The organism is Azospirillum halopraeferens DSM 3675, from assembly GCF_000429625.1.
Lineage (GTDB): Bacteria > Pseudomonadota > Alphaproteobacteria > Azospirillales > Azospirillaceae > Azospirillum > Azospirillum halopraeferens.
This window is the reverse complement of record NZ_AUCF01000006.1, coordinates 104922-124849: the sequence shown is the minus strand read 5'-3', so window position 1 is coordinate 124849 and position 19928 is coordinate 104922. Positions and strand designations below refer to the sequence as shown.

Below are 19928 nucleotides of genomic sequence, written 5' to 3'. Positions count from 1 at the left end.
TCAATCCTTGTACATCTGCTCCTGCTGATACGCCTGGAGGCCGATGCGCTGGATCAGGTCGAGCTGCGTCTCGATCCAGTCGATGTGCTCCTCGGTGTCCTCAAGAAGCTCTTCGAACTGCTGGCGCGTCTCGTAGTCGCGGGCCTGCTCGCACGCCGTGATCGCCTCGATCAGGTTGGTACGGGCGGTGTACTCGACCTTCAGATCGTTGTTCAGCATCTCCGGCACGTCCTCGCCGATCATCAGCTTGCCGAGGTCCTGCAGGTTCGGCAGACCCTCCAGGAACAGGATCCGCTCGATGACCTTGTCGGCGTGCTTCATCTCGTCGATGGATTCCTCGTAGATCTTGTGGGCGATCCGCTGCAATCCCCAGTTCTTCAGCATGCGGGCGTGCAGGAAGTACTGGTTGATGGCGGTCAGCTCGCCGGTGAGGATCTTGTTGAGATGCGCAATAATCTGCGGGTCGCCCTTCATCGTCTTCCCTCCGGTCATCAATCAGTGATTGTATCAGCAAAGTCGCTGCTACACATCACGTCTGTGATGACATGAAATAGGGAGCCACGCAATCGCGCAAAGGCCCGATCAAGGAAGACGTGCGAATATTTTCTTGTAAATGATAATGACTTGCAGGACTGATTTGTGGTCATTGATTGGGCAATGACGACGTCTGGCCGGCGACTGATTCCGGCCCCCGGGAACACAACGGGGGCCGGAAGACCGGTCAGCGCAAGTAGAATTGCACCGGCACCACCAATTCGACGCGGTCCTGGCCCACGTCCTGCGGCGGAGCGGGCAGGGGGGAGGCGCGCTCGACCAGGGCGATCGTCTCGTCGTCCAGCAGGCCGTGGCCCGAGGTGCGGTCGAGGCGTACCGACAGGACGGTGCCCTGCCGGTCGATGGTGAAGCGCACATAGGCCACCCCTTCCTGCCGGCGCATCTGCGCCGCGCGGGGATAGCGCTTGTGGCGCTCCAGATGGCCCAGCAGCCGGTCCCGCCACTGCGGCAGCGCCTGGCTCGGCCGGTTCGACGGGGCCGACTGCATGGGCGCCGCGGCCGTCGCGGCGGGGGCCATGGGGGCCGCCGGCGCGGCGGGGGCAGGGGGCGGCGGGGGCGCCTGGCGCGGCGGGCGCGGCTTCTCCGGCTCCTGCCGGACCGGCTTGGGCGGTTTGGGCTTGGGCGGCGGCGGGGGGGGCGTCTGCTCCAGGACCACCTCCGGCTTCACTTCGGGCGGCGGCGGCTCGGGTTCCGGCTCCGGTTCCGGCGGCGGCGGCTCGGGCTCCGGTTCCGGTTCGGGCTCCGGAGGTGGCGGTTCGGGCTCCGGTTCCGGTGGCGGCGGTTCGGGTTCGGGCGGCTGCTCGACGGGCGGCGACGGCTCCGACGGCGCCGATTCCACGGCGGGGGCGCTGGGCAGCGGCGCCAGGTCGATCATCACGGCCGCCATCGGCGGCTCCGGCGGCGGCGGCGCCTGCCAGGCGAGCAGCGCCGCGGCACCGCCCACATGGGCGGTCAGCACGGCCGCCAGGCTGGCGCTCCAGCGCAGAGCCGTCCGCACCGGGCGGTGCTCGGCCCCGGCCGGCGCCGGGCGGGGCGGACGGGTCATGGCGCGGATCCGGCCGCCGGCGTCGCCCCCGTCGGCATGCCCTCCAGGCCGACCAGCGCCACCTTCAGGTAGCCGCTGGCCCGCAGCACGTTCATGACCTCCATCAGCTCGCCGTAATCCACGCTGCGGTCGGCGCGCAGGAAGATGCGCTTGTCCTTGTCGTTGCCCGTGGCGGCGTCGAGGGCCGAACCGAGCCGGGCACGCTCGACCGCGTCGTCGCCGATCACCAGCGACAGGTCGGCCTTGACGCTGAGATAGACGGGCTTGTCCGGGCGGGGCTGCGGTGTGGCGGTGGATGAGGGCAGATCAACGGGCACGTCGACGGTGGCGAGCGGGGCCGCCACCATGAAGATGATCAGCAGCACCAGCATCACGTCGATGAACGGCGTGACGTTGATCTCGTGGTTTTCCGCCAGATCGTCGGACCCGTGGTCCAGCTTGACGCTCATCGCCTACTCCGCCGCCTTGCCGAACGCGACCACCCCGCGGTCGAGGTCGCGCGAGACCAGCCGCAGCACCTCCGCCGAGGCGTCGCCCAGCAGCGCCCGATAGCCGGAGATGGAGCGGGCGAACACGTTGTAGATGACCACCGCGGGGATGGCGGCGACCAGGCCCAGGGCAGTGGCCAGCAACGCCTCGGCGATGCCCGGTGCCACCACGGCCAGATTGGTGGTCTGCGCCCTGGAGATGCCGATGAAGGCGTTCATGATGCCCCATACCGTGCCGAACAGGCCGATGAAGGGGGCGGTCGAGCCGATGGTGGCGAGGACGCCGGTGCCGGCCGTCATGCGCCGTCCGGCCGCCGCCTCGATTCGCTCCAGGCGCGAGGCCACCCGTTCCTTCAGGCCGTCCTTGTCGGCGGCATCCATGGACAGGTGCAGTTCGTTGGCGGCGGCGCGCACCAGGTCGCCTTCGACCGACCGGGTGAAGCCCAGCGCCTCGGCCGCGTCGCTCAGCGTGCGCGACCCGCCCAGTTCACGCAGGGCCCGCCGCACCCGGCGCTTGGCGGCGGCCAGCTCCACGCTCTTGGCCAGCCAGACCGTCCAGGTCAGCACGGAGGCCAGCGCCAGCCCGATCATCACCGACTGCACCACGATGTCGGCGGCCATGAACATGCCCATGGGCGACAGATCGTGGGGCAGGGGCCCGGAATCGACCGCGGTCAGGGATTCCGTGTCAGCCGGCGGGGGTGCGAAGGGGTGCGGCCCCTCCGCCGCCGGCGGTGCGTCCATCCCGGCGGGCGGCGCCTGCGAAGCCGTCGCGTCGGCGTTGACCGGAAGGTCGGCCGGCGGGAGGACCGACGGCGGCGGAGCCGCGGTATCGGGAAGGCCGGTCTCAGCCATGATGGAAACTCCTTCGGTGCCGGGCGCGCGAACAGGCCAGTTGTGCGAATGCGAATGACCCGCAATTCCTAAGGCAATGACCGTTGGCCTGCAACGGTCTTCTCGCATGGCACGGGAGTTTTGCGCAATCCGCCGGGCCGGGCCGCCGGGGCATGGCACCCCGGCGGCGCGCCGGCTCAGGCCGCTCCGGGCCCTCCGGCGGGACGGGGCGTGCCGGTCCGGGCGCGCGCCCGTTGGGCGGCCGTGGCGCGGCGGGCGCGGCGTTTGAGCAGCCACATGGCGACCCCGGTCACCGCGAACAGCGGCGGCAGGGCGCCGGACAGGAAGACGAGGATCTTCCAGACCCATCCCAGCCCCTGGCCGGCGTGCAGGGGGCGTTGCCAGGCCGCGATCGTCTCGCCCACCGAATAGGTGCGCGGATCCAGCACCTCGACCGCCCGGCCGCGCCAGGGATCGACGAAGACGCTGACCAGCGGCGCCCCGTGCTCATGGCCCGGCAGGGCGATCCCGATGCGGTAGGGCTGGTCGGGACGGGCGGGCAGGCCGACGGATTGCACGGTGCCGTCGGGCACGCTTGCCGTGGCGATCGCCGTGGCCGCTTCCGGTGTCAGCCTCTGCGCACCCGGCAACGGCTCGACACGGACCGCCGCCGCCGCGGCGCGCAGGTCGCGCCCCGGAAAGACCGCGCCGACCGTCTGGGGAAAGGCGAGATAGACGCCGCTGAAGGTGACGACGATGAAGACCACCAGCGACCAGATGCCCACCGCGCCGTGAACCTCCCGGTGCAGCCGCACGCCGCGGGCGCCGCGCGCCACCGTGAAGGCGGCCGCCACGCGGCCCGGCCGCGGCCACCACAGGACCAGCCCGGACAGCCCCAGCCCCAGCATCGCCACGCCCAGCCAGCCCACCGCCTCGCGGCCGCTGCGGTCGGGCACCAGCAGATTGGCGTGCAGAAGGAAGATCCGGCGCATCAGGCCGGGGGCCGGGTCGGACCACGCGACGTCAAGGGTTACCGGGTCGACCAGCGCCGTCCGTCCGCCGGGGCCGGGCCGCCCGCCCTGCGCAAGGCGGGCCGTCACCGGATCGCCCGGCTCCGCGGGGAGCTGGAGCAGCGACACGGCGAAACCGTCCGGCGCGCCCGCCTCCACCGCGGCGACCAGGGCGGACAGCGGCTGCGCGGCGCCGGCAGCCGTGGCGGGACGTGCGGGCCCGCCGGTGAAGAGATCCTCCAGTTCGTGTTCGAACACCAGGATGCTGCCGGTGATTCCCAGCACCACCAGGGGAACGCACAGGATGATGCCGCACCACAGATGGAACTGCTGCAGCACGCGGTACCAGGTGCGTTGGGATCGGGACGCGGCGGTATGGTGGGCCCGCGCCGCCGGCGGGGCTTCGTATCGGTCCATCGTTGGTGCCTTTCAGAAAAATCCACGCAAGAGAGGGCGTGAAGCGCGATGCGAAGAAGGGCCGGTGACGCCGTTCGCCGGCCGCAACCGTCAATCGGACGCCAGCGCCACCACGGGATCCAGGTCCGCGGCCTTGCGGGCGGGCAGGAAGCCGAACAGGAGGCCGGTGGCGAAGGCGCAGCCGAAGGCCAGGATCACCGGGCCGGGGGTCACCAGGATCGGCCGGCCGAAGGCACCCAGCGCCCAGCTCGCCCCCAGGCCGACGGCGACGCCGACGATTCCGCCCAGGGTGCAGATCGCCAGCGCCTCGCCGTTGAACTGCAGCATGATGTTGATGCGGCGCGCGCCGGTGGCCATGCGCACGCCGATCTCGCGGGTGCGCTCGGTCACGCTGACCAGCATGATGTTCATCACGCCGATGCCGCCCACCAGCAGCGAGATCACGGCGATGGAGCCGAGCAGCAGGGTCATGGTGTCCTGCGTCTCCATGGCGGTCTGCAGGATCGCCGCCATGTTGCGGATCTGGAAATCCTCGGCCCGGTGGCGGGCGATGAGAAGCTGGCGAATTTCCTCCTGCGTCGCGGCGATGGCCGAGACGTCGGCGACCTGCACGGTGATGGAGCGCACGTAGCGTTGGCCGAACAGGCGCAGCCCGCCGGTGCTGAGCGGCACATAGGCGACGTCGTCCATGTCGCTGCCACCCGGCGAGGCGCCCTTGGCGCCCATTACGCCGATGACCTGGAAGGGCACGTTGTTGAACAGGACGTAGGCGCCCACCGGATCGCGGCCGTCGGGGAACAGGGCCTGCGCCACCGTGCGCCCCAGCACCGCCACGGGGGCGTAGCGGCGGACGTCGTCGGCGGTGAAGAAGATGCCCGAGTCCACCGGCCACGCCCGCGCCACCGGGAAGTCGGCCGAGGTGGCGACGACCGAGGTGGCGTAGTCCCGGTTGCCGATGCGCAGCGTCGCCTGTCCGGGGTATTCGGGCACCGCCGCCGCCACGTTGGGCAGGCCGGCGATGGCGTCGGCGTCCTCGGCCACCAGGGTGGCGGTGACCCCGCCCGACGGCCGCAGATTGGGTGCCCCCGGCCGGATCAGCAGCAGGTCGGTGCCCATGGACGAGATGCGGTTCATCACCTGCTCGCGCGCGCCGTCGCCGATGGCCAGCATGGCCACCACCGACGCCACGCCGATGATGATGCCCAGCAGCGTCAGCAGGGTGCGCAGCAGGTTGTGGCGCAGCGCCTGCAGCGCCATCCGTCCGGCCTCGGCCACGTCGCGCGCGGTGACGGCACGCCGATCGCCGGTCGCCGGACGGACGGGTTCGGCAGTGGCAGAGTCCGCCGCATCGCCGGCGTCGGTGCGGGTGCGGTCGTCGGCGACGATGCGGCCGTCGCGGATCTCCACGACCCGGTCGGCCTGGCGGGCGACCGCCGGGTCGTGGGTGATGAGCAGCACCGTGTGGCCCTGCCGGTTCAGGTCGCGCAACAACCGCATCACCTCGGCGCCGCTGCGGCTGTCGAGGGCTCCCGTCGGCTCGTCGGCCAGGATCACCGCGCCGCCGTTCATCAGGGCGCGCGCGATGGAGACACGCTGCTGCTGGCCGCCCGAGAGCTGGCTCGGCCGGTGGTCCATGCGCTCCCCCAGGCCGAGCGCGGTCAGCAGCTCCGCCGCCCGCGCCTGGCGCTCCGGCGCGGTGCGGCCGGCGTAGACGGCGGGCATGGCGACGTTGTCCAGGGCGCTGGCGGAGGGCAGCAGGTTGTACTGCTGGAAGATGAAGCCGAACGCCTCGCGCCGCAGCACCGCGCGCCGGTCGGCGTCCAGGTCCGCCACCTCCCGGCCGTCGAACCGGTAACTGCCGCCGGTGGGCCGGTCGAGCAGGCCGATCAGGTTCATCAGCGTCGACTTGCCGGAGCCCGAGGCGCCCATGATCGCCACGAACTCCCCGGCGTGGACGTCCAGCGAGATCCCGTGCAGCACCGGTACCGTCTCGTCGCCGCGCCGGAAGCTGCGCGTGATGTCGCGCAGGGTGATGAGGGGCGGCGCGCTCACGGCTGCGGCCCCCGCGGGAAGCCGCCGCCGGGCGGTCCGCCGAATCCGCCACCGGGGCCGCCGGCCGGCCGGCCGCCGGCCGGCGGCCCGGCCACGACGACCCGGTCGCCCACCGTGACGCCCGAGCGCACCTGGGCCAGCACGCGGTTGCTCGCACCCAGCTCGACCGGGCGCTCCACCGGACGGCCGTCTTCCAGCACGCGGACGGTCTGCTTGCCGCCGGCCGCCGGGCTCAGCGCCGACACCGGCACCACCGGCACGTCGCGCGCCTCGGCCACCACGAAGAAGACCTGGGCGCTCATCTGCGGCAACAGGTCGTGGTTGGGGTTCTCCACGTCGAACAGGGCGCCGTAGAGGACGACGTTGTTGACCACCTCGGGCGTCGGCAGGATCTGGCGCAGCACACCCCGGCGCCGGCGGTCGGGCTGGCCCAGCGTGGTGAAGTAGGCGGGCATGCCGATGGTCAGCCGCGGGACGTCGGCCTCCGACACCTGCGTGTGCACGGTCATGGTGTCCAGTTCGGCGATCCGCAGAACGATGGGTGCCTGCTGGTTGGCGTTGAGCGTCTGCCCCTCGCGCGCCGTGACGTCGACGACGATCCCGGTCATGGGGGCATAGATCTTGGTATAGCCAAGATTGGCCACATTGCCCTTCAGGGACGATTCGGTCTGGCGGATCTGCGCCTCGGTCGCGGCGATCTGGGCGGCCAGGGTGCGCCGATTGGCGTCGGCGGTTTCCAGGGCGGTTTCGCTGGTCGTGCGCGAGGCGTAGAGGCGCCGCTGGCGCTCGTACTGCTTTTCCGCCAGTTCGAGCTGCACCGCGCGCTCCGCCAGTTGGGCGCGCTGCATCTGAAGCTGCGCCTGGTCGGCGGCGACCCGCGCCTCGTACACGGTGGGATCGATCTCGGCCAGAAGCTCACCGCGCTCCACCGCCTGGCCGATCTCCGCATGGATGCGGCGGAGCTGGCCGGACACCTGCGTGCCCACATCGACATAGGTGCGCGGCTGAACCGTGCCGACGGCCGACACCGTGTCCTCCACCGTCCCCAGCACCACCGTGCGGGTGGGCAGGTCCGGCGGCGTGGCGGCCCGCGCGTTCAGCAGCCACCACGATCCGCCGCCCGCCACCATCGCGACGGTCAGCACCGCCGCCATCGTCCGTCTTGCCGTCATCGCCCGTCCACCGCTGTCGATCCGGCCCCGAGGCCGGCTGCGTCTTACCATATGGATGCAGTGTCGGATCGCCGCTTTGCCGCAATGTGTCCGGCGGGCGGGTTTCGTGTAACAGAGTGTAACGAGTGCACTGCGGCAATGCGCCGCGGTTGAAATCCGAAAAAAACGGTTGATCCGGGGCGTGCGACGAAACGGGCCTTGAGAATCGGGCGCTGCGGGCTTAAATTTTTTAACATGCAGTTAAATCCGCTCATAGCCACCCAGTTGGTGAAATCGCCGCCGCCGGTCACGCCGACGGTCCAGGCGGTCATCGCCCCGGCGGCCGTGGCGGCACAGCAGACAACCGCCCAGACGCGCACCCAGACGCTGGCGGCCCCGCAGGCGGCGGGCAAGGCGGACAACAGCCGCGACACCCGCAACAGCACCCAGACCGGCCAGCAGATCGACACGCAGGCACGGGCCATCCACGCCCGCACCAACGGCACCTACGGGCATAGCCGCGGCTCGCTGCTCGACGTGCGCGTGTGACGGGCACACGGTTTAATCTGCGCGTCTGACACCCCCTCCTCTCCACGCCCCCCGGCTGCACGGTAAACTTGCGCTGGATCAATGCCGTGCGGCATTCGGTCGCCGCATGGTCGGTGCCGTCGCCGCCGCTCCGCCGGCGCGATAGACTTGCGCACGTTGCGACCACTGACTGCCGAATGGGTCGGCAGTCGGTTCGTCGCGCATTCGGCTCGGGGGCCCTATGTCGCTGATCGCCTGGGATGACAAGTTTTCCGTTGGCATCCGCGAGTTCGATGACGCCCACAAGCGGCTGATGGAGTTGCTGAACCAGCTCTGGGACGCCAACGAGGCGCGCCACGGCGCCGAGGTGCTGGGCCGCATCCTGGATGAGCTGATCACCTACACCGCCGGCCATTTTGCCGAGGAGGAGGCGCTGTTCCGCGCCTGGAACTATCCCGTCCTCCACCGGCACCACGACCTGCACGAGAAGCTGAAGGCCACCGTCCTGGACCTGAAGGGCAAGTTCGGGCGCGACGGTGCCGCCGTCATTTCTGACGAAGCGTTCGACTTCCTGCGCGACTGGCTGGTCAAGCACATCCTCGGCGAGGATATGCTGTACAAGAGCTATTTCAACTCGCTGGGCATCCACAGCGTGCGCGACGCGCCGGCCGCGGCGGCCCACCAACGCGGCGGCAGCGGCCGCGTGTTGCCCGCGGCGACCGCAGCGGCGCTGGCCGGCGGGCTGGCGCTGGGCACCGCCGGCGCCCTGACCGGGGGAACCGCTCTGACGTGGGGCGGGCTCGGCCTGACGGCGGCGGGGCTGGGGCTGTTCGTGATGTTCGCGGTGGGACTCCTGGGGCCGCTGGCGCAGTTGACGGAGATCCTGGGGCGCCTGGCGCTGGGCGACCTGGAGGTGGAGGTGCCGCAGGGCGGTGCCGGGCCGATCGGCCGGATCGCGCGCCTGCTGCGGGTGCTGAAGGCCAACACCGGAGAGTTGCGCCGCCAGACCCGCGAGATCGATTCCCTGATGCGCAAGGCCGAGGCCGAGCGGCGCCAGAGCCTGCTGGAGATGTCGGACACCCTGGAATCCGTGGTCGGCGAGTCGGTCACCGAGATCATCGGGCGCGCCAACCAGATGCGCGAGAGTGCGCGCAGCATGCACACCCAGGCCGACGACGTGCGGTTGCGCAGTGACGCCGTCGCCGGGGACGCCGGGGACGCCACCGAGAGCGTGCGCACCGTTGCGGCGTCTGCCGAAGACCTGTCGCGGTCCATTCACGCGATCGAGCGGCAGGTGATGGAATCGAGCGGCATTGCCGCCTCGGCGGTGGAGGAGGCGACGCGCACCGGCGACATCGTCCGGGCCCTGTCGGAATCGTCGGAGCGGATCAGCCAGGTGGTGCAGCTCATCAACTCCATTGCCGGCCAGACCAACCTGCTGGCGCTGAACGCGACCATCGAGGCGGCGCGGGCCGGCGAGGCCGGCAAGGGCTTCGCCGTGGTGGCGAACGAGGTGAAGAACCTGGCCAACCAGACCGGGAAGGCCACCGAGGACATCACCCGGCAGATCGCCGCGATTCAGCAGGTGGTGGCGGACGCGGTCGGCGCCATCGGCGGCATCGGCACCACCATCGGGCAGATCCACCGCATCGCCGGCACGGTGAGCGACGCCGTCGCCACCCAGAAGGCGGCCACCGGCGCCATTGCCGAGCGGGCGCAGGTGGCGGCGTCGGGCACCTCGCGCGTGCTGGACAGCATCGGCGTGGTGTCGTCCACCTCGCGCGAGGCCGGAAGCATGTCGGCGCAGGTGCTCAACGACGCAAACCAGGTGGCGGACGAGATCGAGCGGCTGCGCACCCGCCTGATCGAGACGCTGCGCAACTCCTCCGCCGGCGACCGGCGCGAACACCAGCGCGTGGCGGCCGGTCTCGCCACCGTCGTCGACGACCAGGGCCGCCGCGTCTCCACCCACCTGAAGGACGTTAGCATGGGCGGCGCCCTTCTCGAGGTGAAGCTGGACGTGCCGCGGGGCGAACGGCTCACCCTGACCCTGGAGAACGAGCCGGGGACCTTCCCCGGTGAGGTGGTGGCGGTCAGCCCCAAGGGAACGCACATCAAGTTCCTGCTGGACGCCGCGGCGCGGGCCCGCCTGCGCGGCCTGGTCGAACGGCTGGTCCGGGGCTCCGTCCATCAGGCCGCGTCGGGGCTGGGGGGATTGCACTAGATCGAAATAAAAGAGCAACATTCGTTTCAATCGGAACGCATGTTGCTCTAATGCGGCCGGAAAATGATTACTTCCATCATTTTCCGGCCGTGAAACCCGGCAGATCAATGCCTTGGCATTGATCGAGAGGGTGATCCTTGCACCTCCCCGCAGCGGCCGCGCTTTTCAGCTCGCAAGCACCAGGATGTCGGTGGCGCGGAGCGTGGTGACGTTCAGCGAGGCGATCAACACCGCCGCGCCGGCGCCGGAGCCGTCGGCGTCAAAGTACAGACCACCGGTGGACGTGTTGAAGATGAACAGGTCGTTGGCGTCCGCCGGGTTGTTCAGCGCGAAGTTCGATGCCGACAACGTACCCGGTGCCAGATTGCCGAAGTTCGTGCTGACCACCGCGATCTTGTCGACCCCCGCCTGGAAATCGACGATCACGTCGCCGCCTTCGGACGGGGCATTGAAGAGGAACACGTCCGCCCCTTCGCCGCCGGCCAGCGTGTCGTTGCCCAGGTTGCCGACGACGACATCATCGCCCTGGCCACCGAACACGACATCTTGACCCTGTCCGCCGAACATCGTGTCGTTTCCCTGCCCGCCGTACAAGGTGTCGTTGCCCAGGTTGCCGTACATCAGGTCGCCGCCGAGATTGCCGTAGATCCAGTCACCGTCCTGACCGCCAAAGATCGTGTCGGCTCCCTGGCCGCCAAAGATGGTGTCATCGCCCTGGTTGCCGTACAGCAGGTCGTTCTGCTGATTGCCGTACAAAACATCGTTGCCGATGCCGCCGGTGAGCGTGTCGAAGCCCTCGTCGCCCCACAACTCGTCGTCGCCGCCTTTGGACCCGACGAAATCGTTGCCGCCACCGCCGCGCAGCGTGTCGTCGTCCTCCCCCAACACCATGGTCTGGCCGGCGTCGTCGCCTACGGCGTACTGTGCGCCGGCGCCGCCGATAACGTTGACATCGCCGACCAGGGCCAGAAAGCCGATGTTGTCGACCTGGACCACGGCGCTGTCAGGCAGGTTGCGGACGTCCAGGATAACAGCTTCTTCGGAACCGCTTCCCGCGATGGCGAGCGGAGCACCCGCCGGAGGGAAACTCGGCGCCACCGGGGTTATGGTGCGAACCATGACGTTTGCGTAGGTTGGCAGCCTCGACATGTACGTGTTGATCGCCGAACCGATCCTGCCCTGTTCATTGACATTCGTGGTGAGCGAGAGCACCGACGACATCAGCGCGCCACGGGCACCCTCGGGCTGCAGCACCGTCTCCGGTCCCGTGGCACTCAGCCCCATGCCACCGGGTATGGCCGCGCGCAACGATGTCCCCGCGATCGGCACGTCGACCGGGTTTGCCGTATTGCCCGGCGTCTGACCGATCTGCACCGCGACCGTGGACAGCCCCCCGCCGCGGCTTGTGATCGTCTCCACCGGCACGCCGCCGATCATCTCGGTGGTCCTCTCGATCACGGGTGCCGTGACGATGATCGGCGGGGGAGGCGTATAGTGCGGAGTGGGGTCGAAGTCGATCACCAAGCCGCCGGTATCATCGTTGCGGATGGTGCCGCTTGCCGTCGCCGTGGTGATCGTTGCGCCCGAGGCGTTGGAGAGGGTGACGGTAAAGCCCTCGTCCGGTTCGACCGTGGCATCACCGGCAACGGCGACGGTGATCAGCTTGGAGGTCTCGCCGGCCGCGAAGGTCACGGTGCCCGAGGGCAGGGTGCCGCCGCCGAAGTCGCTGTCGGTGGCCGCATCCGTGCCGCTGCCCGTCACCGCGTACGCCACACTGCTCGCCCCCGTCGTGTCGCCGGAGCGGGTGACGGTGAAGGTGAAAGCGTTCGTGCCGCTGTTGCCTTCCGTCTTGTCGGCGTCAGTGGCGGCGATCGCCAGTGTGGCGCCGGTCTGGGCCGTGTCGTCATTGCGGATGGTGCCGCTTGCCGTCGCCGTGGTGATCGTTGCGCCCGAGGCGTTGGAGAGGGTGACGGTAAAGCCCTCGTCCGGTTCGACCGTGGCATCACCGGCAACGGCGACGGTGATCAGCTTGGAGGTCTCGCCGGCCGCGAAGGTCACGGTGCCCGAGGGCAGGGTGCCGCCGCCGAAGTCGCTGTCGGTGGCCGCATCCGTGCCGCTGCCCGTCACCGCGTACGCCACACTGCTCGCCCCCGTCGTGTCGCCGGAGCGGGTGACGGTGAAGGTGAAGGCGTTCGTGCCGCTGTTGCCTTCCGTCTTGTCGGCGTCGGTGGCGGCGATCGCCAGTGTGGCGCCGGTCTGGAAGTTCGACAGGAGAATGGGAGACCCGGCACCGAATCGGATGTACTCGACATCCGTGATGGTGTCCACGCCGTCGGTGCCGGTGACCCGATAAGCGCCGTTCGATTCTTGCGTGATGCTGTAGTCCGAGAGAGCGCCGTCGAAGCTGACCGTGTCCGTTCCCTCGCCTCCCGCCAGAGTATCGTTTCCTTGCCCACCCGACAGCAGATCGTTGCCGGTTCCACCGGACAGCAGGTCGTTGCCTTCTCCGCCGTCCAGCGTGTCGTTGCCGGTCCAGCCGAACAGCTGGTCGTCGCCGGCATCGCCGGTCAGCCCGTCATCGTCGGCGCCGCCGTCCAGGATGTCGTTGCCCGCACCGCCGAACAGCAGGTCCGCGCCCGCGTCGCCGGACAGGGTGTCGTCGCCCTCGCCGCCCACCAGCGTGTCGTTGCCGGTTCCACCGGACAGCAGGTCGTTGCCCTCTCCGCCGTCCAGCGTGTCGTTGCCGGTCCAGCCGAACAGCTGGTCGTCGCCGGCATCGCCGGTCAGCCCGTCATCGTCGGCGCCGCCGTCCAGGATGTCGTTGCCCGCACCGCCGAACAGCAGGTCCGCGCCCGCGTCGCCGGACAGGGTGTCGTCGCCCTCGCCGCCCACCAGCGTGTCGTTGCCGGTTCCACCGGACAGCAGGTCGTTGCCTTCTCCGCCGTCCAGCGTGTCGTTGCCGGTCCAGCCGAACAGCTGGTCGTCACCGGCATCACCGGTCAGCCCGTCATCATCGGTGCCGCCGTGCAGGATGTCGTTGCCCGCACCGCCGAACAGCAGGTCCGTGCCCGCGTCGCCGGACAGGGTGTCATCGCCCTCGCCGCCCACCAGCGTGTCGTTGCCGTCGTCGCCGAAGAGTTGATCGTCGCCTTCGTCTCCGAACAGCCGGTCGTTTCCGAACCAGCCGGCCAGCAGGTCGTTGTCGGTGCCACCGAAAAGGTCGTCATTGCCTTCCTGGCCGAACAGGTAATCGGCACCGGCCAAGCCGTACACCGTGTCATCACCGTTCAGGGCATAGATGACGTCGGAGCCGGTCGTCCCGAACAAAAGATCGCTGTCCGGGGTTGGTTGCAGCGAGATCCCCATGGTGGACACGAGAACCGGCGGGTCGTTCGCAAATTGGATGTACTCGACGTCCGTCAGAGTGTCCGCACCATCCGGTCCGTAGACCACGTAGTTGTTGCTGGAAATCCTGATAACGACGTACGACGTCCAGGGCCCATCGAATACGGCAAGATCAACGCCACTCCCGCCCAGAAGCGTATCGCTGCCGGACCCGCCATCCAGGGTGTCATCACCCTCACCGCCATCAAGCAGATCATTGTCGAATCCACCCCGGAGCAGGTCGTTGCCATCCCCGCCCAGAAGCGTATCGCTGGCAATGCCGCCATCCAGAACGTCATCGCCCGCACCACCGTCGAGCAGATCCTGGCCGGCACCGCCGTACAGGGTGTCGTTCCCCCCTCGACCCAACAGAAGATCGTGGCCTGTTCCACCCGTCCGGACATCATTGCCGGGGCCACCGAAAAAATCGGGCGTGAAAAAAACATCCCAATAACGAATCGTTTGCGGACCGACATACTGTTTGTCGGTCAGGAGAATACGGTATTCCTCCAGCGGATATGGCGGCAACGGGTGCTGCCACACCACTTTGAGAACTATGCCATCATCGTAGTATCCTGAAAAGAAAGCTGTGACATAGTCCAGAGAATTGGCCGCAGTTTCAAATATCGACAACTGCTCGCCCGGACTGAACACGCCGTCATTCGTCGCTCCGGATCGTTCAACTACCCGTTGCCCACCCTGCGCTGGGCTGTACAGATCATTGATGATGTACTGCCCGTTCCAAACATTGATCGTATAGGCGTACATTCCCGTAAATTCGGCGGGCATTAGCTGTTCTCCAAAAGATCGTTCCGGAAAATCGCCCTGATCGACCTGCACGTCCCGTTCTTCAGAGGCGCAGCATCCTGCGACGGTCGACCAGGGATCGGGTCAGAGTGAACGGAGCGTCTCTCCGCATCCCTTTTGCAGGGGTGGTGCCGGCCGGCTTCCCGGGAAGGAACGCCGGGGGCGACGGACTCCGCGCAGACGCCGCACAATTTCCGCATGCGCCCGTTTGCCGGGGATACGGTTGCCATGAGAGTTTCCGGCAAACTGACATGATAGCATGCCATTAGCCATGGCGATCATCGACCGTGTTCTTGGTGATTATTACTAATCAAAAGTAACAAAGCATCCGAACGCCGATCCATAAGTAAATTTCTACGAATTGTAACTATGCTTCCCGACTCCGGTATAACCTTGCACGCCTCAGCGTAAGCGCCCGGCTGAACGAACCCCCGGGTGTGGTGTCTGATCTGATACCGTCGGTAATTGATGGAAGTGATCAATTGCCGACCGTATGAGACGGATATTGTGCTATTGGATGGGCCGGTGCGGCCCGTTCGGGGGGAGGGCGCCGAAAGGAAAGGTACGGTGGAAAGTCACCGGAGAATCTGAGTCCATTCGCGAATCCGTGTGCTCGACGTCGCTTTCACCGACGACCGGTCCCGCCTGTGCATAGGACACGGCGCCCCTCCGGCCTGCGGTGCGCCATCGAAGGTCGGCTGCGCCCGAACCGAACCGCGATGCCATCAGGGCCCAAATCTCCGTCAGCCCGGACTCGGAGCCCTGTACGCCCGGCCGTCCGCAGCTTGACGCATACGTTCGGCCGGGCGTACGATTCCCTGCCGACCGAGGGTGCTTACGCCTGCCGTCCGGCATCCGGTGGCGGCGAGGGACCGCGTGATGATGCAATCGCTTCCAGCCGTTCCCGAGGCACCGGCCACCGCGCCGGCCCGCACGGTCGGCGCCATTGCCACTCTGGCCCTGTTATCCTGCGATCCGGACACGCCGGTGTGCGAGGCGGCGCGCACCATGGCCGAACAGCACCACAGTTCCATCATCGTGATCGAGAACGGCCGCGCGGTCGGCATCTGGACCGAACGGGATGCGTTGCGCATCGATTTCTCGCGCACGGAGAGTTTCGATCGGCCCATCCGCGACGTCATGACCAGCCCGGTGCGCAGCATCGCCGCGTCAGCGTCGGTCGGCGAAGCGGGGCTGCTGTTCCGCAACGAACGGGTCCGGCATCTGCTGGTGGTGGATGGGGAAGGCGCGCCCGTCGGCATGCTCAGCCAGACCGACGTGGTGGTGAACCACGGTGTGGAACAGTACCTGACTTTGCGCGACGTGCGCTCGGTCATGTCGGGGACGCCGGTCCTGCTGGAGCCGTGGCTGTCGTTCGAAGAGGCTGCGGCGCGCATGCGCGACGGCGGCGCGGAGGCGGCCATCGTCCTGGCCGGTGCGGGGACCGGAGCCGACTCCGACCGGGCCCCCGGTCCCGGCATGCTGACCGAGCGGGATCTGGTGCGCCTGGCGGGTCAGCGGCGGTCGGACGGCACCGTCGGCGCCGTGGCCAGCCGGCCGCTCGTCGCCGTTCCCGCGACCGCGCCGCTGCTGATGGCGCGCAACCTGTTTGCGGCGCACGGCATCCGCCACCTGGCGGTGACCGGGGAGGGCGGGGTCTTCGTCGGCCTGCTGTCGTTCTCCGACATTCTGGCGACGCTGCAGTACGAGTACATCAACCAGCTCAACGCGACGCTGCGCGAACGGGACGAGGCGCTGCTGAACTCGCGCCGGGACCTGACGCTCGCTCGCCAGGTGATCGAGGCGTCGGTGGAAGGCGTGATGATTGCCGACGCCGACGGGCGGATCGAATACGTCAACGCCGCCTTCACGCGTCTGACCGGCTACGCGCCGGCCGAGGTGCGCGGGCACAACCCGCGCTTCCTGCAATCGGGGCGCCACGGACCGGAGTTCTACGCCCAGATGTGGGCGGACCTGAAGGTCCGGGGGCACTGGCGCGGTGAGATCTGGAATCGCCGCAAGAACGGTGAGGTCTACGCCCAGTGGCTCAGCATCAACGCCATCCGCGACGACGGGACGGTGCGCTACGCCGCCATTTTTTCCGATATCACCGAGCGCAAACGCCATGAGGAGGAGGTGCGCAACCTCGCCTATTTCGACGCGCTGACCGGGCTGCCGAACCGCCGGCTGCTGCTCGACCGGCTGGGCATCGGCATCGCCGCGGCGCACCGGCACGGCACGGGGCTGGCGGTGATGTTCCTCGACCTGGATTTGTTCAAGCGCATCAACGACACGCTGGGCCACGACGCCGGCGACCGGGTGCTGGAGGAGACGGCGCGGCGCCTGTCCGCCTGCGTGGGCGAGGGGGATACGGTGTCGCGCATGGGGGGCGACGAGTTCGTCATCGTGCTCCCCGATCTCACCGACCCGGCCGACGCGGCCAAGCTGGCCGGACGGGCCATCGCCGCCATCCGCGAGCCCATTGACGTCGACGGCCGCCCGGTGTTCGTCACCACCAGCGTCGGCATTGCCGTCTATCCCGACGACGGCACCGACGCCGACACGCTGATCAAGCGGGCCGACGTGGCCATGTACCAGGCCAAGCAGATCGGCCGGAACTGCTTCCAGATCCATTCGCCGGCCCTGAACGCCCGCAGCCGCGAGATCCTGACGGTGGAGAACCGCCTGCGCCGGGCCATGGAGGACCGGGAGTTCTCGCTGGCCTACCAGGTCAAGGTGGACATGACCACGGGCCGCATGGCCGGGGCCGAAGCGCTGATCCGCTGGAACCACCCGGACGCCGGCGTCATCCTTCCCGGCGACTTCCTGCCGGCGGTGGAGCGCATGGGCATGATGCCGGAGCTGGGCGCCTGGGTGCTGCGCGAAGCCTGTCTTCAGAACCGCCGCTGGCAGGACCGCGGGCTGCCCGCCGTGCGCATGTCGGTCAACGTGTCCGCCTTCCAGATGGCGGTGGCGGATTGGCCGGACATGGTCGCCGCGGTGCTGGCCGACACCCGCCTGGCGCCTTGCTGGCTGGAGGTGGAACTGGGCGAGCAGGCATTGTCCGACCATCCGGAGCCGGTGGCCGCGGCCATCACCGCCCTGAATCGTCTGGGGGTGGCGATCGCCATCGACGATTTCGGTACCCGTCAGTCTTGCCTGGGCAGCCTGCGCACGCTGCCGGTGCACGCCCTGAAGATCGACCGCACCTTCATCGCCGGGCTGGAGGCCACGCCGCGCGACGCCGACCTGGTCCGCGCCATCATCGGCCTGTGCCACGCGCTGGGAATGCGGGCGATCGCCGAAGGCGTCGAGACGCCCGAACAGGTCGCACTCCTTCAGCAGGCCGGCTGTGACGAGATCCAGGGCTATCTGGTCAGCCGCGCCGTCTCCCCCGACGATCTGGAAAGCCTGTTCAACCGCGATCTGCTGCCGCGGGCCTGATGAAAAGGATGACCGACAGGATGCCGCTGTTCCGATTCCCCGACGACCCCGTGTGGAACGAGGAGGCCGATGCCGTGGAGTTCGCGGTGGAGGTGGGGGAGTATCAGGGCCGTGTGTTCGTGACGCGCCGGGCGCTGCACACGATGGCCGGGCACAGGCCCAGGCCGGAGGAGGCGGTGGAACTGGTCTGCATCAACCGGCCGGTGTTCGAACGGGCGGTGGAGATCCGGATCATCGACCGCAACCTGGATGCGGACGCCAACATCCGCCTGACGGCCCGCGATCTGCAACGGGCCGCCCCCGACTGATCGCCCCCGTCCGGGGGCGCCCCGGGGAGGGGGCGGAAGGAAAATGGCGCGAGTGACGGGACTTGAACCCGCGGCCTCCGGCGTGACAGGCCGGCGCTCTAACCAACTGAGCTACACCCGCGCTGGCTCCGGCGGTAGGATTCGAACCTACGACCAACGGATTAACAGTCCGCTGCGCTACCGCTGCGCCACGCCGGAAGAGGCGCGCTGTATAAGCCGGATCTCGGGGGGTGCGCAAGAGGAAAGTTTGCGGGCAGACGCGAAATCGCCGGTGTAGGATGGCCGCCCCTCACCTTCCGCCCGATGCACTCATGACCGCCGATCCCGCCCAGCCGATCGATACCCTGCTCGCCGCCCTGGACGCGGGCCGCACGACCGCCCGCGCTCTGGCCGACGCCGCTCTGGCCGCCATCGCGGCGGCGGGAGAGACGGAGCGTCCGGCGTTCACTGCGGTGCACACCGACACCGCCCCCCTGGAGGCGGACGCGCAGGACCTGTTGCGCCGTGCCGGGCGGCGGGGGCCGCTGTCGGGCATCCCCGTATCGGTGAAGGACCTGTTCGACGAGGCCGGGCGGGTGACGACGGCGGGGTCGCGCGTCCCGGCGGGCGAGCCACCGGCGGCGCGCGACGCCGCCGCGGTGGCGCGGCTGCGGGCCGCCGGCGCCGTGGTGGTGGGGCGCACGGCGATGACCGAGTTCGCCTTCTCCGGCCTGGGGCTCAACCCGCACACGGGGACACCGGGCAATCCCGCCGATCCCGCGCGCATTCCCGGCGGCTCGTCCTCCGGGGCGGCGGTGTCGGTGGCGGCGGGCATGGTGCCGCTGGCGCTGGGCACCGACACCGGCGGTTCGGTGCGCATCCCCGCGGCCCTGTGCGGGCTGGTCGGCTTCAAGCCGACGCAGGCCCGCGTGCCGCGGGACGGCACGGTGCCCCTGTCGCCGACGCTCGACACGGTGGGACCCCTGGCGCGCACGGTCGCGTGCTGCACCCTGGCCGACGCCGTGCTGGCGGGGGAGGCGGCGGAGGGGATGCCGGCGCCGGTCGCGCTGACCGGCCTGCGCCTCGCGGTGCCGCGCACCCTCGTGCTGGACGATCTGGAGCCGGCGGTGGCCGCCGCCTTCGATGCCGCCTGCCGCCGCCTCAGCCGCGCCGGTGCGCAGGTGAGCGAGGTCACGCTGGCCGAGTTGGGAGAGATCCCGGTGGTCAACGCCGCCGGCGGCTTTCCGGCGGCGGAAGCCTACGCCCGGCATCGCCGCCGGCTGGACGCGACGGGCGACCGCTACGATCCGCGCGTGCGCGGTCGCATCCTGCGCGGGGCCGGCCTGTCGGCAGCCGACTACATCGACCTGCTGCACGCCCGGGCAGACCTGATGCGGCGCGTCGATGCGGTTGCCCGCGCCTATGACGCGCTGCTGCTGCCCACGGTGCCCTGCGTCGCCCCGCGTTTCGCCGACATCGCCGATGACGACGCCTTCACCCGCTTGAACACGCTGGTGCTGCGCAATCCGTCGCTGGCCAACTTCCTCGACCGCTGTGCCATCACCCTGCCCATGCAGGCGCCGGGCGACCTGCCCTGCGGCCTGTCGCTGATGGGGGCGGCCGGCGACGACCGCCGCCTGCTGGCCATGGCAGCGGCGGCCGAACCGGTGGTCCGGCCCCGCTGATCCGGCCCAGCACCGCC

At 69.3% G+C, this 19928-nt stretch carries 13 protein-coding genes and 2 tRNA genes; 5 read left to right on the top strand and 10 right to left on the bottom strand.

The features are described 5' to 3' along the window. The 7 genes from bfr to G472_RS32030 all read right to left on the bottom strand — a co-directional run bounded on the left by bfr (position 1) and on the right by G472_RS32030 (position 7573). Complete coding sequence (bfr, locus tag G472_RS0108430; protein WP_029008024.1) at positions 1-474, bottom strand: bacterioferritin; 474 nt, start codon at positions 472-474, stop codon at positions 1-3. Positions 475-721: 247 nt separating this feature from the next. Then, positions 722-1600 carry an energy transducer TonB gene (locus G472_RS0108425; protein WP_029008023.1) on the bottom strand — a complete coding sequence of 293 codons (879 nt, stop codon included), beginning with the start codon at positions 1598-1600 and terminating at the stop codon, positions 722-724. After that, on the bottom strand, positions 1597-2049 hold the full coding sequence (exbD, locus tag G472_RS0108420; protein WP_029008022.1) for a TonB system transport protein ExbD: 453 nt from the start codon (positions 2047-2049) through the stop codon (positions 1597-1599). Before exbD ends, G472_RS0108425 begins: the two co-directional genes overlap by 4 nt. Positions 2050-2052: 3 nt before the next feature. Beyond that, positions 2053-2943, bottom strand: a complete 891-nt coding sequence (gene exbB, locus G472_RS0108415; protein WP_029008021.1) for a tonB-system energizer ExbB — start codon at positions 2941-2943, stop codon at positions 2053-2055. 176 nt (positions 2944-3119) lie between these two features. Further along, positions 3120-4349, bottom strand: coding sequence for a PepSY-associated TM helix domain-containing protein (locus G472_RS0108410; protein WP_029008020.1), 1230 nt, complete (start codon positions 4347-4349; stop codon positions 3120-3122). A gap of 90 nt (positions 4350-4439) precedes the next feature. Then, complete coding sequence (locus G472_RS0108405) at positions 4440-6401, bottom strand: MacB family efflux pump subunit (protein ID WP_245593432.1); 1962 nt, start codon at positions 6399-6401, stop codon at positions 4440-4442. Then, positions 6398-7573, bottom strand: coding sequence for an efflux RND transporter periplasmic adaptor subunit (locus tag G472_RS32030; protein WP_156927045.1), 1176 nt, complete (start codon positions 7571-7573; stop codon positions 6398-6400). The genes G472_RS0108405 and G472_RS32030 overlap by 4 nt, the downstream gene beginning before the upstream one ends. A 234-nt stretch (positions 7574-7807) precedes the next feature. On the opposite strand from G472_RS32030, the gene G472_RS0108395 reads away from it, so the two are divergent. Beyond that, positions 7808-8101 carry a hypothetical protein gene (locus tag G472_RS0108395; RefSeq protein WP_035691635.1) on the top strand — a complete coding sequence of 98 codons (294 nt, stop codon included), beginning with the start codon at positions 7808-7810 and terminating at the stop codon, positions 8099-8101. A gap of 220 nt (positions 8102-8321) precedes the next feature. Next, positions 8322-10304: a bacteriohemerythrin gene (locus G472_RS36910; protein ID WP_051340583.1), complete on the top strand. Its 1983-nt coding sequence runs from the start codon at positions 8322-8324 to the stop codon at positions 10302-10304. A 165-nt stretch (positions 10305-10469) separates the two neighbouring features. Here G472_RS36910 and G472_RS36905 read toward each other — a convergent pair whose 3' ends face one another. Then, positions 10470-14528: a calcium-binding protein gene (locus G472_RS36905; protein WP_156927044.1), complete on the bottom strand. Its 4059-nt coding sequence runs from the start codon at positions 14526-14528 to the stop codon at positions 10470-10472. Between the two features lie 849 nt (positions 14529-15377). Here G472_RS36905 and G472_RS32015 point away from each other — a divergent pair. Then, positions 15378-17939 carry an EAL domain-containing protein gene (locus G472_RS32015; protein ID WP_051340616.1) on the top strand — a complete coding sequence of 854 codons (2562 nt, stop codon included), beginning with the start codon at positions 15378-15380 and terminating at the stop codon, positions 17937-17939. A gap of 8 nt (positions 17940-17947) precedes the next feature. Continuing rightward, positions 17948-18247 carry a DUF1488 family protein gene (locus G472_RS0108375; RefSeq protein ID WP_245593431.1) on the top strand — a complete coding sequence of 100 codons (300 nt, stop codon included), beginning with the start codon at positions 17948-17950 and terminating at the stop codon, positions 18245-18247. 44 nt (positions 18248-18291) lie between these two features. On the opposite strand, the gene G472_RS0108370 is transcribed toward G472_RS0108375, so the two are convergent. Further along, a tRNA-Asp gene (locus G472_RS0108370) sits at positions 18292-18368 on the bottom strand. A gap of 2 nt (positions 18369-18370) precedes the next feature. Next, a tRNA-Asn gene (locus G472_RS0108365) sits at positions 18371-18445 on the bottom strand. A gap of 113 nt (positions 18446-18558) precedes the next feature. On the opposite strand from G472_RS0108365, the gene G472_RS0108360 reads away from it, so the two are divergent. Continuing rightward, complete coding sequence (locus G472_RS0108360) at positions 18559-19911, top strand: amidase (RefSeq protein ID WP_035691629.1); 1353 nt, start codon at positions 18559-18561, stop codon at positions 19909-19911. The last annotated feature ends 17 nt before the right edge of the window (positions 19912-19928 follow it).

Coding starts and splice junctions, on each gene's coding strand:
- G472_RS32015 (WP_051340616.1), top strand. CDS start 15,378: ATGCAATCGCTTCCAGCCGTTCCCGAGGCACCGGCCACCGCGCCGGCC.
- G472_RS0108425 (WP_029008023.1), bottom strand. CDS start 1,600: ATGACCCGTCCGCCCCGCCCGGCGCCGGCCGGGGCCGAGCACCGCCCG.
- exbB (WP_029008021.1), bottom strand. CDS start 2,943: ATGGCTGAGACCGGCCTTCCCGATACCGCGGCTCCGCCGCCGTCGGTC.
- bfr (WP_029008024.1), bottom strand. CDS start 474: ATGAAGGGCGACCCGCAGATTATTGCGCATCTCAACAAGATCCTCACC.
- exbD (WP_029008022.1), bottom strand. CDS start 2,049: ATGAGCGTCAAGCTGGACCACGGGTCCGACGATCTGGCGGAAAACCAC.
- G472_RS36910 (WP_051340583.1), top strand. CDS start 8,322: ATGTCGCTGATCGCCTGGGATGACAAGTTTTCCGTTGGCATCCGCGAG.
- G472_RS0108375 (WP_245593431.1), top strand. CDS start 17,948: ATGACCGACAGGATGCCGCTGTTCCGATTCCCCGACGACCCCGTGTGG.
- G472_RS0108410 (WP_029008020.1), bottom strand. CDS start 4,349: ATGGACCGATACGAAGCCCCGCCGGCGGCGCGGGCCCACCATACCGCC.
- G472_RS32030 (WP_156927045.1), bottom strand. CDS start 7,573: ATGACGGCAAGACGGACGATGGCGGCGGTGCTGACCGTCGCGATGGTG.
- G472_RS0108395 (WP_035691635.1), top strand. CDS start 7,808: ATGCAGTTAAATCCGCTCATAGCCACCCAGTTGGTGAAATCGCCGCCG.
- G472_RS0108360 (WP_035691629.1), top strand. CDS start 18,559: ATGACCGCCGATCCCGCCCAGCCGATCGATACCCTGCTCGCCGCCCTG.